The sequence below is a fragment of the Furfurilactobacillus curtus genome, assembly GCF_045862785.1.
Taxonomy (GTDB): domain Bacteria; phylum Bacillota; class Bacilli; order Lactobacillales; family Lactobacillaceae; genus Furfurilactobacillus; species Furfurilactobacillus curtus.
The window spans coordinates 1-324 of the sequence record NZ_BQXO01000093.1 but is presented as its reverse complement, the minus strand read 5'-3'; the positions used below and the strand labels follow the sequence as shown (position 1 = coordinate 324).

1 pseudogene is annotated in these 324 nt (G+C 39.2%); it reads left to right on the top strand.

Annotated elements, in window-relative coordinates:
- Positions 1 to 324 (top strand): annotated as a pseudogene (locus ACKTR2_RS10620) (type IV secretory system conjugative DNA transfer family protein); the annotation flags it as partial.

Sequence of the window (324 nt, the reverse complement as noted above, 5' to 3'; positions counted from 1 at the left end):
TCTTGATCTAACTATGACTGATCCAGCGAGACGCGCTTAGGAGTTAGGTTTCAAAAAGGCTAAAGGAGAAATGAAAGCCAGCATTATTGAAAGCCTGTTGGCGACCATTTCGAAGTTTGTTGACAAAGAAGTGGCCAATTTTACCAGCTTTTCAGACTCTGATTTAAAAGAGATTGGCAAAGCCAAAGTAGTACTGTATGTGATTATTCCGGTCATGGATAATACCTATGAAAGCTTCATCAATCTGTTTTTCTCACAATTATTTGATGAATTATACAAATTAGCCGCCGATCATCACGCTAAATTGCCCCACCAAGTCGACTT